Source organism: Flavobacterium sp. JAS, assembly GCF_020991455.1.
Lineage (GTDB): Bacteria > Bacteroidota > Bacteroidia > Flavobacteriales > Flavobacteriaceae > Flavobacterium.
In genome coordinates this window covers 61,475-77,763 of the sequence record NZ_JAJMOX010000010.1, presented here as the reverse complement: position 1 = coordinate 77,763, position 16,289 = coordinate 61,475, and the positions used below count along the sequence as shown (strand labels likewise).

18 protein-coding genes are annotated in these 16,289 nt (G+C 33.2%); 12 read left to right on the top strand and 6 right to left on the bottom strand.

Going from position 1 to position 16,289, the window contains the following annotated elements; all coding sequences use genetic code 11:
- Positions 1-110: 110 nt before the first annotated feature.
- Both LPB88_RS16050 and LPB88_RS16045 read left to right on the top strand, forming a co-directional pair.
- Entirely contained in the window at positions 111-746 is a 636-nt protein-coding gene (locus LPB88_RS16050; RefSeq protein WP_230716668.1) for a DUF2306 domain-containing protein, read from the top strand.
- Entirely contained in the window at positions 743-1,642 is a 900-nt protein-coding gene (locus LPB88_RS16045; protein ID WP_230716667.1) for a YARHG domain-containing protein, read from the top strand. Before LPB88_RS16050 ends, LPB88_RS16045 begins: the two co-directional genes overlap by 4 nt.
- A 111-nt stretch (positions 1,643-1,753) precedes the next feature.
- On the opposite strand, the gene LPB88_RS16040 is transcribed toward LPB88_RS16045, so the two are convergent.
- The 4 genes from LPB88_RS16040 to cysC form a co-directional block, all read right to left on the bottom strand.
- Positions 1,754-2,416, bottom strand: coding sequence for an RNA methyltransferase (locus tag LPB88_RS16040; RefSeq protein ID WP_230716666.1), 663 nt, complete (start codon positions 2,414-2,416; stop codon positions 1,754-1,756).
- 74 nt (positions 2,417-2,490) lie between these two features.
- Positions 2,491-3,450 (bottom strand): sulfotransferase family protein, encoded by a 960-nt coding sequence (locus tag LPB88_RS16035; RefSeq protein WP_230716665.1) that lies wholly within the window; start codon positions 3,448-3,450, stop codon positions 2,491-2,493.
- Between the two features lie 10 nt (positions 3,451-3,460).
- The gene (locus LPB88_RS16030) at positions 3,461-4,144 is read right to left on the bottom strand and encodes an aspartyl/asparaginyl beta-hydroxylase domain-containing protein (protein WP_230716664.1); all 684 of its coding nucleotides are present in this window, start codon (positions 4,142-4,144) and stop codon (positions 3,461-3,463) included.
- A 125-nt stretch (positions 4,145-4,269) separates the two neighbouring features.
- Entirely contained in the window at positions 4,270-4,803 is a 534-nt protein-coding gene (cysC, locus tag LPB88_RS16025; RefSeq protein WP_230716663.1) for an adenylyl-sulfate kinase, read from the bottom strand.
- A 405-nt stretch (positions 4,804-5,208) separates the two neighbouring features.
- On the opposite strand from cysC, the gene LPB88_RS16020 reads away from it, so the two are divergent.
- The 5 genes from LPB88_RS16020 (at position 5,209) to LPB88_RS16000 (ending at position 10,561) form a co-directional block, all read left to right on the top strand.
- Positions 5,209-5,910: an NAD-dependent deacylase gene (locus LPB88_RS16020; protein WP_230716662.1), complete on the top strand. Its 702-nt coding sequence runs from the start codon at positions 5,209-5,211 to the stop codon at positions 5,908-5,910.
- A complete protein-coding gene (locus tag LPB88_RS16015; RefSeq protein ID WP_230716661.1) occupies positions 5,907-6,599 on the top strand; it encodes a sterol desaturase family protein in 693 nt (230 codons plus the stop codon). The genes LPB88_RS16020 and LPB88_RS16015 overlap by 4 nt, the downstream gene beginning before the upstream one ends.
- Before the next feature lie 91 nt (positions 6,600-6,690).
- Entirely contained in the window at positions 6,691-8,037 is a 1,347-nt protein-coding gene (purB, locus tag LPB88_RS16010; protein WP_230716660.1) for an adenylosuccinate lyase, read from the top strand.
- A 137-nt stretch (positions 8,038-8,174) separates the two neighbouring features.
- Entirely contained in the window at positions 8,175-8,327 is a 153-nt protein-coding gene (locus LPB88_RS16005; RefSeq protein WP_230716659.1) for a hypothetical protein, read from the top strand.
- A complete protein-coding gene (locus tag LPB88_RS16000; RefSeq protein WP_230716658.1) occupies positions 8,324-10,561 on the top strand; it encodes a cation:proton antiporter in 2,238 nt (745 codons plus the stop codon). The genes LPB88_RS16005 and LPB88_RS16000 overlap by 4 nt, the downstream gene beginning before the upstream one ends.
- Positions 10,562-10,631: 70 nt before the next feature.
- Here the strand turns inward: LPB88_RS16000 and LPB88_RS15995 are convergent, their stop codons facing one another.
- Positions 10,632-11,270, bottom strand: coding sequence for a peroxiredoxin (locus LPB88_RS15995; RefSeq protein WP_230716657.1), 639 nt, complete (start codon positions 11,268-11,270; stop codon positions 10,632-10,634).
- Positions 11,271-11,411: 141 nt separating this feature from the next.
- On the bottom strand, positions 11,412-12,323 hold the full coding sequence (locus LPB88_RS15990) for an AEC family transporter (RefSeq protein WP_230716656.1): 912 nt from the start codon (positions 12,321-12,323) through the stop codon (positions 11,412-11,414).
- A 320-nt stretch (positions 12,324-12,643) separates the two neighbouring features.
- On the opposite strand from LPB88_RS15990, the gene LPB88_RS15985 reads away from it, so the two are divergent.
- From LPB88_RS15985 to meaB, 5 genes are all read left to right on the top strand, one after another.
- Positions 12,644-13,210: a Crp/Fnr family transcriptional regulator gene (locus LPB88_RS15985; RefSeq protein ID WP_230716655.1), complete on the top strand. Its 567-nt coding sequence runs from the start codon at positions 12,644-12,646 to the stop codon at positions 13,208-13,210.
- A 55-nt stretch (positions 13,211-13,265) separates the two neighbouring features.
- Positions 13,266-13,730, top strand: a complete 465-nt coding sequence (locus tag LPB88_RS15980) for a hypothetical protein (protein WP_230716654.1) — start codon at positions 13,266-13,268, stop codon at positions 13,728-13,730.
- Positions 13,731-13,872: 142 nt separating this feature from the next.
- The gene (locus tag LPB88_RS15975) at positions 13,873-14,280 is read left to right on the top strand and encodes an Rrf2 family transcriptional regulator (RefSeq protein ID WP_230716653.1); all 408 of its coding nucleotides are present in this window, start codon (positions 13,873-13,875) and stop codon (positions 14,278-14,280) included.
- Between the two features lie 57 nt (positions 14,281-14,337).
- Positions 14,338-14,979: an NAD(P)-dependent oxidoreductase gene (locus LPB88_RS15970; RefSeq protein ID WP_230716652.1), complete on the top strand. Its 642-nt coding sequence runs from the start codon at positions 14,338-14,340 to the stop codon at positions 14,977-14,979.
- 172 nt (positions 14,980-15,151) lie between these two features.
- Positions 15,152-16,249: a methylmalonyl Co-A mutase-associated GTPase MeaB gene (gene meaB, locus LPB88_RS15965; protein WP_230716651.1), complete on the top strand. Its 1,098-nt coding sequence runs from the start codon at positions 15,152-15,154 to the stop codon at positions 16,247-16,249.
- Positions 16,250-16,289 lie beyond the last annotated feature (40 nt).

The window sequence follows — 16,289 nt, the reverse complement described above, 5'->3', positions numbered from 1 at the left end:
AGATTCTAAGTTACTAAGGTTCTAAGTTTTTTTTCTTAGCAACTTAGTAACTTAGTCCCTTAGAAACTTTTTTTACATATATTTGATTGCATCTAATCATCTAACTAAAATTGAGAAAGAACCTTAGTCTTTTATTTCCCTTAATCTGGACAATCTGTTTTAGTTACTTTTTTATCTTAATGATTAAGATTACCTGGCAATATATCCCTTTTCATAATGATGTTGCTTTTCTTCAAATAAAACAATCCGAGGTAGAGAAAATTCCATTTTATATTCCTTTTTTCTATACCCATGTATATTCAGCTATTTTTGTTTTACTAGCCGGATTTTTTCAATTAAATACTACTCTTTTAAAAAGATTTCCCGCAGCACATAGAAACATTGGTAAATTTTATGTTTTTACAGTTCTTTTTCTAAGTGCGCCTTCGGGTTTATTTATTGGCTTTTTCGCAAACGGCGGACTTTACTCTCAAATATCTTTTGTCAGCTTATCAATTTTATGGTTTTATTTTACCCTCAAAGGTTTTACCTCCATTAAAAACAAAAATATCCACCAACATAAAGCATTTATGTTACGAAGTTTTGCTCTAACTTTTTCTGCTGTAACGTTGCGTTTTTGGAAGGTTATTCTTGTATATTTGTTTCATCCCGCACCAATGGATTTGTACCAAATAATTGCTTGGTTAGGATGGATTCCGAATTTATTAATCGTTGAATATTATCTTTATAACCAATTAAAAAAATGAAAAACCTTTGTTGCTTATTGTTATCCATATTCCTTTTTTCCTGCAATTCTAATGAGAAAAAAAACATAACTCAAAATACTAACAATACACAACCCGAAGAAATCCATACTGACTTATACGGTTCATGGGTAGGCGACTTCATAGTATTGGAACGTGATACAACCAGACCAGAATCTGAAATGTATAGCAACAAAATTAATATTGTAATAAAAAAAATAACAGCTTCTGAAGTTTTAGGACAAAGTGTTGTTGCTGGTAATAGCAGACCTCTTAAGGGTAAAATAACAACAGATGGAAATACAGTTCATTTTCTACTTAATGAACCCGGAGATGATAAATACGACGGTGTTTTTGATTTTGAAATAAAAAACGACACGCTGTTAGTAGGAACCTGGACTGCCAATAACACCAAAAAAGAAGTTCGTAAAAGAAAATTTGAACTCCATAAAAAAGCTTTTAAATACGATGCTAATGTGATGCTTCCGGAAGAAGGAATGTACATCGATTACCAAAATCCGAAAGAAGAACAAGTAACAGAATCTGAAAGTGATAATCCTGAAGATGCTAAAGAAGAGGAAACTTATATGACAACTGTATACAGAGAAGCTTCAGAAAGTATTTTTACCCTAAATTCATCAACCAAAAAGTTAAAAGAATCTGATATAAAAAATCTAAAGAAACTTGATTTGGAAATTCTGAGAAATACCATTTTTGCACGACACGGACTTACTTTTAAAACCAAAACAGTTCGTCAGTTTTTTGATGATGTCGAATGGTATATTCCAGTTTCAGACAATGTCAACAATCAATTAACAGAAGTTGAAAAAGAAAATGTTGTTTTGTTGAAACGCTTTGAAAAATATGCCGAAGATAATTATGATTCTTTTGGTCGTTAATTTAAATCATCTAATTCCCTGCAAGGTTTTCAAAACCTTGTAGGTTTATATTTTTATAAGTCTGCATTAGAAATACCCACAAGGTTTTGAAAACCTTGCAGGAAAGCAAAATTATCTGGGATTTTCCTCAAAATAACGAGCTTCAATTCGTTTAATATCTTTAATCGAATTTTTGGCCCAAGCCAAACGTTTCTCCAGAATTTCTTCGTCTGACAATTGCCAGTTAATATCTGAATTACGCAATCTGTTGGTTAAGTTTTGAATGATAATTGCTGCGGAAACAGAGATATTTAAACTCTCTGTAAAACCAACCATTGGGATTTTAAGAAAACCATCTGCTTTTTCCAGAATTTCTTCAGACAAACCGTCTCTTTCAGTTCCAAAAAATAAAGCGCTTGGTTTTGTAATATCAAAATCTTCCAGTAAACAATCATTTTCGTGCGGCGTTGTCGCAATAATTTGATAACCTTGATTCTTTAAAGTCGAAATACAATTGGTCACCGAATCATACTGATGAATATCAACCCATTTTTGGGCGCCCATCGCAATTTCTTTATCGATTTTTTTTCCGTAACGCTGCTCGATTACATTGAGTTCCTGAATTCCAAAAACCTCGCAACTACGCATAACCGCACTTGTATTATGCATTTGAAAAACATCTTCAACCACAATTGTAAAATGCTTTGTACGATTTCCGAGTACTTTTAGAAATTTTTCTTTACGGTTATCTGTTAATATATTTTCGAGAAAAGCGAGGTAATCTAAATCAATCATTTCAATTTTTATTTGGCACAAAAATACATTTTAAATAAAACAGAAAGAAAGATTCATTCTTATTTTCAATGCTCTTAATATTCAATAAGAGTATTGCTTAGTTTTTCATGCAGTGCGTCAACCTTTGTAAAATCTATTTGCAATACTTCCTCCTTAAAAGAATCTCCTTCAAAAACAGCATTGGCATTCTTAGAATGTTTTGTTAAACGTTCGTACATTTTTTCCAGTTCATCAGAAGAATAATCGACATTAATAAAAGATATAAATTTCTCTACAACATTTTTCATTCCTTCATTATAATTAAGTAATGTGACATTTTGATCTGTTTCGTGAAAATCTATAAAACCCTGAAAATATTTCTCTAAGACCAAAGCTCCATATTGCTGGAAACTTATTTCATTAATTTCCTTAGGTGTAATTCCAAAAACGCCGGGCGGTAATAAATTCGGAACCATGTGCATTCCTATCATTTTCTGATGTGATTTTAAAACTTCAATTGGTTTTCTGTAAAGCAGAGCAAAAGGTATATCAGGAAAAATTGATCTCAAATAACCAGCATTGAATATGTGCCAGGCATCCAATTTTAGAATTAAATTCTTTTGTTCAGGAAATCTTTTTTGTCCTAAAAAAGTTATTACAGCTTTTAAAAGAATTGTCTTTTTATCTAAACCAAAACGATCACTTCTTAAAATATCATCGATAATTGGCGCTTCAGAAATCATAATATTTTCAGACGAAGTTGCTAAAGATTGACTCAACATTGTAGAACCGCATCTCGAGACATGAAATACTAATGATTTCAACTCTACCGGAACTAGTCCTTTTGACCAATCGATAAGATTTTCTACTGTACTAACTACTTTAAGTGACTTTGAATTATAAGCATGACTTTTACATTTTGCAATTGTTTCATCAAAAAAAGGATCCGCAATTTTTTTATCTGCCAGATAAATCCATTCAAAATAAATGTCATTATCTTTTTCTACCAACTTATAAGGAATCCAATTTGAAAGAGGATGGTTTACATTTTCCATTTTATATATTTTATTCGGCTAATAAATCTGCGATAATTTTTGCTGCGGCTTCTGATGGATTTATAGAAAGTTCTGCGATAATTTTTTGCTTCTCTTCATCTGAATATTGTACTTTTTCTGGCGAAAAATTAATATCAAAACCCATTTCTGTAAACAATTTATCAGACCAGTCGTTTCTTATACAATCTAATGTAAGATGAATACGTGGTTCTGAACTTTTATTTTCCACACTATGCTGAAGCTGAAAATTAGCATACCAACACTCTCCCATTTTCATAGGAACCTGTTTTTTATCAACATAAAAATAAACTTCAGAATTTGTTATAATAGGAATATGAATTCTAAAAAAACCATCTTCATAAGAAGTATCATTATCAACATGCTCTTTTATTTCGCTATCCGGTCCTAATCTAAGCAATCGTACCGCCTCTTTTTCGCATTGAAACCAATCCATAATCTCTTTGAAATATTGACAACGATCCAACAACTCTGTATTTTTATATCCTTTATTGGGGAAAGCAGTAATGTCGTTTATCAAACCGGATTGAGATCTTAAAGAAACGCTCGTCCAATTTCCTTCATAACGGCCGGTATTAAAATGAGGAGTCCACAAATCGTTTTCGCATAGCGCGAGTTCTTTTTGTAATTTATCTATCGAAAAGGAAACCGGTAGTTTACTGGAAGAAGGATTCATAAGCTTTTTAAAAGATTAAATTAGAAAGTATTCCTTGTGCCTTGTAAATATATAAAATTTACAAAAGATTTGTCATCAAAGAAATAGCTAAAAAAGTTTTCTTTTCAAGGTTATAATTTTAAAAATCAAGCTAAATCAGACAAACTGTTCAGAATAAAATTATAGAGTTTATGAGTTGAAAAAGGTACAGTTTCGATATCAGTTTTCAGTACTAAATCAGCTTTTGCAGGAACTTCAAAAATATCACTTATTCCTGTAAAATTATTTATTTTATTAATGTCATGATCCGGTAACAGTGCTTTTTTGTACAATCCTTTTGGGTCTCTTTCAATCAAATTATTTATAGAACAATCCAGAAATACAGTTCTGACAAATTCATGATTTCTCAATTCGTTTCTCAGGCTTTCGTAAGGATTTATCACAGACATTAAAACGATTGTATCTGCGCTAATAAAATTTTGGCCAACATTAAAAAGCCGTCTGACATTCTCGCATCGGTCTTCTTTAGAAAATCCCAAATCTTTACAAATTGTTTTTCGGTAAACATCGCCATCGATTATTTCGACTTTATAACTTTTTTCAATTAACAGTTGCCGAACATTTTCTGCCAATGTCGTTTTACCTGAACCTGATAATCCTGTAAATTGTATTAAAATCATCGAAAATCTCTTTTGTTTTATTCCATATTAAAACTAAATAATTTGAAAGACCTAAACAATAAGTATAAATACGCTTTTATTGTCTATTCAAAAATACTAAAAGAATTATGCAAGTTAACGTTGCTTTTTTCAAAGAATTTGATAATCTAAATTCCATTAGTTGTGCCTTTAGGTACAAAATATTGGTAGTTATTTGGTACGATATTGGTTGGCGTGCCGCAGGTACGCAACAAAACATAGCTATTGCGTACCTACGGCACGCTAAATTTATCTCAATTCACATTTCTACCAATATTTAGTGCCTAACGGCACATGAAAAATTAATGCCTAAACATATAATCACTTACATGAACTCACATGGTAATAAACAAAAATCACTATTTTTATCTTTTAATATAATTCGAAATGAAAAAGAAATTAGTTGTTTTAACCGGAGCCGGAATTAGCGCTGAAAGCGGAATCAAAACTTTTCGTGACAGCGACGGTCTATGGGAAGGTCATGATGTTATGGAAGTTGCAACTCCTGAAGGGTGGAGAAAAAATCAGGAATTGGTTCTTGACTTTTATAACAAAAGACGTCAACAACTTAAAGAAGTTGAACCAAATTTAGGTCACAAAATTCTAGCCGAATTAGAACAAGATTTCGATGTTCATATCATTACTCAAAATGTCGACGATTTGCACGAACGCGCCGGAAGTACTAAAGTTTTGCATTTGCATGGAGAATTACTAAAAGTGCGAAGTACCCAAAACAGAAATCATATTTTAGATTGGTCTGAAGATTTATATACCGGAGATCTGGACGAAAACGGACATCAGTTGCGACCGCATATTGTTTGGTTTGGCGAAGATGTTCCAGCGCTTGAAGAAGCAATTGAAATTACTGAAACTGCCGATTATTTTGCTGTTATCGGGACTTCGCTGCAAGTTTATCCTGCGGCGGGATTAATTTCTTATACCTATAGTATTACGCCCGTTTTTTATATTGATCCAAAACCAATCTCGATTTCGAATCTTCAAAATAAAGTTGAAGTTATTGCAAAAGTTGCCTCTGAAGGTGTAGCAGAATTAAAACATAAATTATTTGAATTAGAAAAAACAGTATGATATTCCAAACTTGGTTACAAGAATTATCACAATACAATTTACTCTCTTTGTTTATTTTCTTTTTGATCGAAAATTTTGTCGTGATTGTACTTTCGGTTGTTCTTGCCAAAATAATCGAATATAAAAATACTAAACTAAATAAAACAGATCGAAAATGGGTTTTCTCAACCTTAATCTGCAATACATTTATAACGCTTTTGGGTTTTGAATTGTATCGTTTGGGAATTCTCAAAATTGATTTTTCTCCATCATTATTTTCAATCGTAACTGATACTTTATTGTTGGTTGTGGTAATGGATTTCTTTATGTTTTGCTTCCATTTTCTGGCGCATTATTTAAAATGGTTTTCTCCCATTCACAAACTTCATCACACGCATGTCGAAACGAGCGTATATAGTTTGTACGTGCTGCATCCTATAGAGACTTTAGGATTTGGAATTATCTGGTTGTTTTCGATTACGGTTTTAAACTTCAATTATCTTAGTATTATAATCTATCTAATTTTAAATCTGTTATATGGGATATTTGGTCATTTGAAAAAAGATATCTTTCCTGATTTCTGGTATAAAAATCATGCTACAAAATGGATTTCAACAACCAAATTTCATTCAGATCATCATAAAAATCAATCTCATAATTATGGTTTTTATTTTACCATTTGGGACAAAATCTTTAAAACTATTTTTTAAATCTCACTATTAAAGGATAATATATCTCTTGTAACTTTCAGAAGTTTTAACAATGACTTATATTTGCACCTTTCGAACAAACAACATAACAATGACTACTTTAAACGAATTGAATGCCATATCGCCAATTGACGGAAGATATAGAAGCAAAACCCTTTCATTAGCACCTTTTTTCTCTGAAGAAGCTTTAATCAGATACCGTGTATTAGTTGAGATTGAATACTTTATTGCCTTGTGCGAAGTGCCATTACCACAACTAGCTGACGTAAATTCAAGCTTATTTGACAGTTTAAGAAACATTTATAAAAATTTCTCTACTGAAGATGCTCTTTGGATTAAAGAAACAGAAAAAGTAACCAACCACGACGTAAAAGCGGTTGAATATTTTATCAAAGATGCTTTTGAAAAACTAGGTTTATCTCAATACAAAGAGTTCATTCACTTCGGATTAACTTCTCAGGATATTAACAATACTGCAATTCCGCTTTCTACAAAAGAAGCTTTTGAGCAGGTTTATATGCCGTCTTTGATTGCTTTAATTTCTAAATTAAAAGAATTAAGCGTTGAATGGAAGGACATTCCAATGTTGGCTCGTACGCACGGACAACCGGCTTCTCCTACTCGTTTGGGTAAAGAAATCTTGGTTTTTGTTGAGCGTCTTGAAGAGCAAATGCGTTTGTTGTTCAATATTCCGTTTGCTGCTAAATTTGGTGGTGCAACAGGAAATTACAACGCGCATCATGTAGCGTATCCACAAATCGACTGGAAACAGTTTGGAAGTAAATTTGTAGAAACAGATCTTGGTTTACACCACTCTTTTCCAACTACTCAAATTGAACATTACGATCATTTTGCTGCATTTTTTGATGCTTTAAAAAGAATCAACAATATCATTATCGATTTAGATCGTGATATCTGGACGTATGTTTCAATGGATTATTTTAAACAAAAAATCAAAGCAGGAGAAATTGGATCTTCTGCAATGCCACATAAAGTTAACCCAATTGATTTTGAAAATTCTGAAGGAAATCTAGGAATTGCTAATGCTATTTTTGAGCATTTGGCTGCTAAATTACCTATTTCAAGATTACAACGTGATTTAACTGACAGTACTGTTTTACGTAATATTGGTGTGCCAATTGGACATACAATTATTGCTTTTGAAGCTTCATTGAAAGGTTTAAACAAATTGTTATTGAACGAAGCTAAATTTGCTGAAGATTTAGAAAGAAACTGGGCTGTAGTAGCAGAAGCTATTCAGACTATTTTACGTCGTGAGGCTTATCCAAATCCTTATGAAGCTTTAAAAGGTTTGACAAGAACTAATGAAGCGATTGACAAAAAAGCAATTCATAATTTTATTGCAACTTTAGAAGTTTCTGATGCTGTTAGAGCCGAATTAATGGCAATAACCCCTAGTAATTACGTAGGAATTTAAAGAAAACCTAAAATATTTTCTCAAAAAAAGCTATCTTTATCGATAGCTTTTTTTATTTATAAATCTTGTTAGGGTTTTAGCCCAGATTACTTCACTTAACTTTTATTTTTATAGGAGTTCAGTGAATTACATTTGAAATGAAAAGCTTTTTACTCAAAAAAGCATATTTTTTTGCAGGAACAGAGCGACCAAAGGAAGCTCCTGAAACTGCATTAAAAATAGCTTTTTTGAGTAAAAGCTTGAAATGGAAAGCTGGATTAGCTCCTGAACAAAAATATACCACTTTATGATTTCCTTAAACGCCGCTGCTACAACTACACACCATTTACAACCTTTGATCAGTGATTTGGGATTAATCCTGATGACTGCCGGAATTGCCGTTTTATTATTTAAATTAATTAAACAACCCTTGGTTTTAGGGTATTTAATTGCGGGATTTTTGGCAGGAAATCATTTTGATTTTTTTCCAACTATTACAGAGATGAAAAGTGTTGAAGTTTGGGCAGAAATTGGTGTGATCATTTTGCTGTTTAGTTTAGGGCTCGAATTTAGTTTTAAAAAACTGATGAAAGTGGGCGGAACTGCCTCCATAACGGCAATTACCCAAATTATTACAATGGTTATATTGGGTTATCTGGTTGGTCGATGGATGGATTGGGGACAAATGGATAGTATCTTTTTGGGCGTTATTTTATCGATTTCTTCTACTACAATTATTCTAAAAACCTTTGACGAACTTGGCGTAAAAGCACAAAAATTTGCCGGAATTGTAATTGGATCATTAATTGTCCAAGATCTTGTAGCTATTTTAATGATGGTTTTGCTTTCGACAATTGCGGTAAGTCAGCAATTTTCAGGAAGCGAATTAATGATGTCTGTTTTAAAACTGGTATTTTTTCTAACTGCCTGGTTTGTTGGTGGAATCTTTTTTATCCCGACGCTCCTTAAAAAAGCCAAACATTTACTGACTGACGAAATGTTGCTGATTATTTCTCTTGCACTATGTTTAACGATGGTAAGTTTTGCTTCAAATGTTGGTTTTTCTCCGGCTTTAGGAGCTTTTATCATGGGTTCTATTATTGCCGAAACTACACAGGCAGAACATATTGAACATTTAATAAAACCAGTAAAAGATTTATTTGGCGCAATTTTCTTCGTATCTGTTGGGATGCTTATTGATCCAAAAATGTTGTATACACATGCCTTACCAGTTGCTATTTTGACATTTGTGACTATTATTGGGCAATCTGTGAGTTCTACTATTGGTGCACTATTGGCAGGTCAGCCTTTAAAACAATCCGTGCAAACAGGAATGAGTTTGTCGCAAATCGGAGAGTTTTCATTTATTATTGCTACACTGGGAATGACTCTAAATGTAACCAGTTCGTTTTTATATCCTGTTGTTGTGGCAGTCTCGGCTATAACTACTTTTACGACGCCGTTTATGGTGAAATACGCTGTGCCGTTTTCTCATTTTCTGGAACAAAAACTTCCTAAAAAATGGGTCAAAAATATCAACCGTTATAGTTTAAATGCACAAGCGATAAAATCGGTAAGTATTTGGCAAAAAGTGCTGAATGCCTATCTTATTCAGATCATATTACACACTATTATTATAACTGCCATTATTTTATTATCGGCAAAATTTGTCGCTCCTTTAGTTGAAGATACAAGATTTGGAAACACTTTGGCTGCTCTTATTACCGTAGTTATAATTGCTCCGTTTTTATGGGCACTTTCGCTTAGACGAGTTGCCGTAGAAGAAGTCAATACTTTGTGGGCAGAACGTAAATATCGTGGCGCATTATTAATGCTTATTTTAATTAGAATGAGCCTTGGTTTATTTTTTATTGGATTTTTACTGAATATTTTCTTCTCTCCTTTAATTGCTTTTATAGCTTTGATTATCGCTATTACAGTGTATCAAATATTCCCTAAGAGATTAAATGAGCAATATCATAAAATTGAAAGTCATTTCCTGAAGAATTTGAATGATCGTGAAAATAAAAAAATTGACCGAAGATATGCTAATTTAATGCCTTGGGACGGTCACATGTCATTTTTTGATATTGGAAAAGAATCAAACCTGGCAGGTAAAACCTTAGCCGAATTACGTATTAGAGAATTAATGGGAATCAATATCGCTTATATAAAACGAGGTGATGTCACAATCCCAATTCCAACTAAAAATGAGCGCTTATTTCCCGGTGATGAGATTTGTGTAATTGGTACGGATGCTCAGGTTACTGAGTTCAATAAATATCTGAATCAAAACGAAATAGAAGCACCTAAAGCGGTAGAAGAATCTGATATTGTATTGAGACAGTTAGAAATTTCTCATGAGGAATTTACGAAAAAAAGTATTGGTCAATTTAGAGGAAAAACCGGCGGACTTGTCGTGGGACTTGAAAGAAATGGTAATCGTATCTTAAACCCGGAATCGCATTTGATTTTAGAAAAAAATGATATTATCTGGGTTGTTGGCAATAAAAAACAAATGACTGAGTTGATGAAAATAGCTTAGCTTAAGCTACTAAGGCACTAAGTTTCTAAGGTACTAAGATTTAAACTTAGCATCTTAGAAACTTAGAGACTTATTTATTAGGTTGCGGTGTCATGCGCAAATATGGTTTTATTGGCGTGTGTCCTTTTGGGAATTTAGCAGGAATATCACTGTCCGGAACTGCTGGCGTAATTACTACATCTTCGCCGTCTTTCCAGTTTGCGGGAGTTGCTACGCTATAATTTGCTGTTAATTGTAAACTATCGATAACACGAAGCAATTCATCAAAATTTCTTCCTGTTGAAGCCGGATACGTTAATGTCAATTTTATTTTTTTATCGGCACCAATTACAAACACAGAACGAACGGTGAATTTATCGCTTGCATTTGGGTGCAACATATCGTATAAAGTCGCTATTTTTTTATCCTCGTCGGCAATTATCGGAAAATTAACCGTGGTATTTTGAGTTTCATTAATGTCTTTAATCCATTCTAAATGCGACTCTAAACCATCGACACTTAAGGCAATAACCTTTGTATTTCTTTTTGTAAATTCCGGAAGATAATTTGCAACCGTTCCTAATTCAGTTGTACAAACAGGCGTAAAATCTGATGGATGCGAGAATAAAACTCCCCATGAATTACCTAACCATTCGTGAAAATTGACTGGCCCTTCGGTGGTTTCTGCATGAAAATCCGGAGCTATATCACCTAATCTTAATGTTGACATAATTTATTTTTTTTAGTTCCTCTAAAATTACTTAAAAAATGAACAAGGAAACCATAGATTTTCATAAAAAAAGTTAAAAAAACCGAAACTCTACTTTTTCGGTCAATTTTATATAAATAAATTAAAATTAATCCGAATATTTTAAACAAAACTAAGAATCAGATACCAAATAGCAATCGTTAAAAACGAAATTGGGATTCCGAAACCGATCATCATACTGCTCAATCTGGGTTTTAATCCATAGGTTGAAGCCAAAATTGCGCCTGTAATCATTGGAGCCATAGCAACTTCAATCAAAGTTACTTTTATAGCTTCAGAATGTTGGTTAAAAATAAAGACATACAAAACAAAAATTATCAGAGGACTAAGAATTAACTTAAAGAAAAGTCCCAATCGCAGAAATTTCCAATGTTGGCTTCTTCTATCAAATTGAAGTTGCAATCCTACTGAAAGTAATGCCAAAGGTGTCACCAAACTTCCTATCGTTAATAAAACCGATTGAATAGTAATATCAAACTGATAGTCTGTAACATTCATTAAACACGCCACAACAAAGGTGAGGAAAGGCGGAAAAAGCAATACTTTTTTAATAATACTCAATGCATTTGGACTTCCTTTTGAATAAAAAGCTGCCACAAAAACTCCCAAAGTAGAAACCACAACAAAAGTTCCGGGCTGATCAACCAAAACGGCCGTTTCTAAACCTTTTTTTCCAAACAAAGCTTCGATTATAGGATATCCCAGGAAAGAGCTGTTGCTTAATCCGGCGGTTAAAATCAGACATCCAATAAGTTTGTTGGACCAGCCAAATCTTCTTCCTAAGAAATGAAAAAAGATACAAGCCAAAATAAAACAGATCCAACCAGAAGCAATTGGAAACAATAATTCATTGCTCCATTTTATTTTCGGAATATGATACAAGGTAATTGCAGGTAAGCAAAAGTAGACTACAATTTTATTTAAAACTTTATAAATATTAGTTGGAAAGCTTTTTACTCTTTGTAAAAGCAAACCTAATGCAAGGAAGAAAAATATTAAAATAAAGTTGTTCATATCGTTGAGTAGTCACAAAAATAGACATTTATAAGTTGTTGCCTAAAAAAAATCATACCGCTTATTTAAGTTTTTTGCTACTTTTAATGTGTAATGCTAATCAAGAGTTGAAATGTGCCGTTAGGTACTAAATATTGGTAGAAAACATAAATTGGAATAAGTTTAGCGTGCCGTAGGTACGCAATAGATATCATTTTGTTGCGTACCTACGGCACGCCAACGAATTTCGAACCGATATGACTACCAATATTTAGTACCTAACGGCACAATTTGAATACTTTCAACTCTTGATTGGCACATATATAATTTAAAAAAAATCAATGCAGTTAATACGAGATAATTTTGAGCGAATGGCAAAACTTTCGAATGAAGAATGGAATACTTTTTCATCAAAGCTAATACGCCAGGAATTTTCAAAGAAAACACCAATACTTGAAACAGGTCAGGTCGAAAACTATCTTTCGTTTGTAGAGAAAGGATTAGTTCGATATTTTATTCCCGGTGAAGATAGCGATCTTACTTTTACATTTGTATTTGATGGAGAATTTGCGAGCGGCTATGATTCCTTTATTACAAGATTGCCCGCAAATTATATCATTGAAACTCTTGCTGACACGGTACTTTGGCGCATATCTTATAGCGATCTTCAGTATATTTATGCCGAAACAAAAATTGGTAATACTATTGGACGTCTTGCAAGTGAAGACTTATTTCTAAAAAAAACCAAACGAGAACTTTCGCTCCTTAACGATTCTGCTGAGCAACGCTATCGCAATCTCTTTACAGAACAGCCACAATTGATTCAAAAGATTCCTCAAAAATACCTCGCTTCTTATATTGGCATTACTCCACAAGCTTTGAGCAGAATAAGAAAACGTATTTATTAACCCAGGTTCATTGTTTTAAGTTTCTTTAGGGTGCAACTTTGCATAAAAAAAAGATATGGAAACCTTAATTATTTTATTCGGAGTTTTTGCAAGTGCGTTGCTTATTGTAAAACTAATAACTAAAAGATTTGAAATTTCACAGGCTAGTAGAATTGCTATGGCAGCCATGCTTGTATTTACGGCGATTGGTCATTTTGCATTTGCCAAAGGAATGGCAATGATGATCTCTTTTTTGCCTTCGCCTATCTTAATTGTATACATTACTGGAGTTATAGAACTGGCAGCAGCGGCAGGGCTCTTGATACCAAAAATGACATTGCTTACAGGCAAACTACTTATTTTATTTTTTATAGTGCTGCTTCCCGCTAATATTTATGCCGCATACCACAATATAAATTTAAAAACTGCCGATTATAGCGGTAAAGGCATCTCGTATCTATGGTTTAGAATACCGCTACAGCTTCTTTTTATACTTTGGGTTTATTACTCTTCGATCAGGAATCAATCAAAAATCAAATAGTCAATCTTGGGAATGCACATTGTTCAAACGAATGATGTGCACAACTTCCCATTTTATCTTGCCTCCTATTTAAATTAAATTTTAGTTAAAACTTTTTTTATTTGATAAAACGTATTACATTTGTAATATATTTTATTACAGTATGATTTCAGGTAAATTTGCCATAACGATTCACATTTTGACTTTACTCACCAAATACCCAAATGATTTTTTGTCATCTGAGTATATTGCTGGGAGTATCAATTTGAATCCCGTATTGGTTCGAAAAGAAATTGCCAACTTAAAATCGCATCATATTGTAGAAAGCAAAGAAGGAAAAAATGGCGGAACAAAACTGTCGATCGATCCTTCGAAAATCACATTAAAAGAAATATTTGAAATGACCTTTGAAACCATTAACTTAGGGTATGCAAAAAATCAGCCTAATCCTGATTGTCCTGTTGGAAAGAAAATCAATCAAAATTTAAGTTCTTTATATGCTGAGATGAATCAAAAAGTTAGTTTACAATTAGAAGGAATCTCTCTGGAAGATTTTTCTAATCAATTCTAATACTATTTTTTTACACAAAACTGTAACATTTTTTATTACTAATTAAAATTATATACTATGAAAATCGCAATCATTGGAGCAACCGGATTTGTTGGCTCAGCCATTTTAAACGAGTTAGCAAACAGAAATCATGACATTACTGCTATTGCAAGAAACCCAAAAGATACCTCAAATGTAACTTGGAAAAGTGCTGACATTTTTAATGTTGACGCGTTGTCTGAAATTTTAAAAGGAAATGATGTTGTAATCAATGCCTATAATTCTGGTTGGACGAATCCTAACATTTACGATGATTTCATTGCAGGATCAAAAGCAATTCAGGAAGCGGTTAAGAAATCTGGTGTAAAACGTTTTATCACAATTGGCGGTGCCGGAAGTTTATTTGTAGCTCCAGGTTTACAAGCGGTTGATACTCCAGATTTTCCAAAAGAATATCACGCTGGCGCAACTGCAGCAAGAGATTATTTGAATATCTTGAAAGAAGAAAAAGATTTAGATTGGGCATTTTTCAGTCCGGCTTTCGAAATGCATCCGGGTATTACAACAGGAAGAACAGGAAAATACCGTTTAGGTCTTGAAAACCCAGTTTTTAATGACGAACAAAGAAGTATTTTATCTGTACAAGATTTAGCAGTTGTTATCGCTGATGAAGCAGAAAATGCAAAACACCATCAAGTTCGTTTTACTGCGGCTTATTAATTTGTTTTATAGCCACGAATTACACGAATTTTTACTAATTTCTTTATGCTAATTATGCTTAGCAAATATTCAATCGAATATTTAATTAGTGAAAATTCGTGCAATTCGTGGCAAACTAACTTTTTGAAACTGTTTTTGTTTTCTGTACTTTTACAGTACCAAAAAGTATATTTTGTCAAGTTCAAAAAAACAATCAAGCAGCTTACAAGAAAAAGCCGGAATTTCACCTCCTGAAATCACCAATGTTTTTGCTATTCGTCAAATTAAAAAAAACAGAAGACAACAACCCTCTTCAACGGAATTAATCAATGGAATTTTAGAAGGAAATAGAACGGCACTGAGTCGCGCTATTACTTTGGTTGAAAGTACAAATCCGGAACATGCCTCAAAAGCAAATGAGGTTATTAACGGCTGTTTGCCTCACGCCAACAAATCTGTCCGAATAGGAATTACGGGCGTTCCCGGCGTTGGGAAAAGTACTTTTATTGAAGCTTTTGGAAGTTTCCTGACGAACTTAGGTAAAAAAGTAGCGGTTTTAGCGGTCGACCCGAGTAGTTCACTTTCGCACGGAAGTATTTTGGGCGATAAAACCCGTATGGAAGAACTCGTAAAAGACGAAAATGCTTTTATAAGACCAAGTGCTTCCGGAGATACTTTGGGCGGTGTAGCCCGTAAAACACGCGAATCAATTATTTTATGCGAAGCGGCAGGATTTGATACTATTATTATCGAAACTGTTGGCGTGGGACAAAGTGAAACTGCTGTTCACAGTATGGTTGACTTTTTCTTGCTTCTAAAAATTTCCGGTGCAGGTGATGAACTTCAAGGCATCAAACGCGGTATTATGGAAATGGCCGATGCTATTGTTATCAACAAAGCTGATGGTGACAATATCAAAAAAGCAAATCAGGCGAAACTGGAATTTAATAGAGCTTTGCATTTATTTCCTCCAAAAAAATCAAATTGGCAGCCAAAAGTTACGACTTGCAGCGCCATCACCAAAGATGGAATCTCCGAAATTTGGGATACTATTTCATCTTATATCGAAATGACCAATGAGACTGGCTTCTTTATCGAAAAACGAAAAGATCAGAATCAATTTTGGATGATGGAAACCATAAACGAACAATTGAAACTGAATTTCTACAATCAGCCCGAGATCATTTCACAATTAGAACAAAACAAAAAAGCAGTGCAAAATGATGAAATATCACCTTTTGCAGCTGCTCAAAATTTATTAAAATTGTATTTTTCTAAAGGTTCAAAGTAGCAAAGGTTCAAAGCAACAAAGGTTTTACACTCTGTCTCTT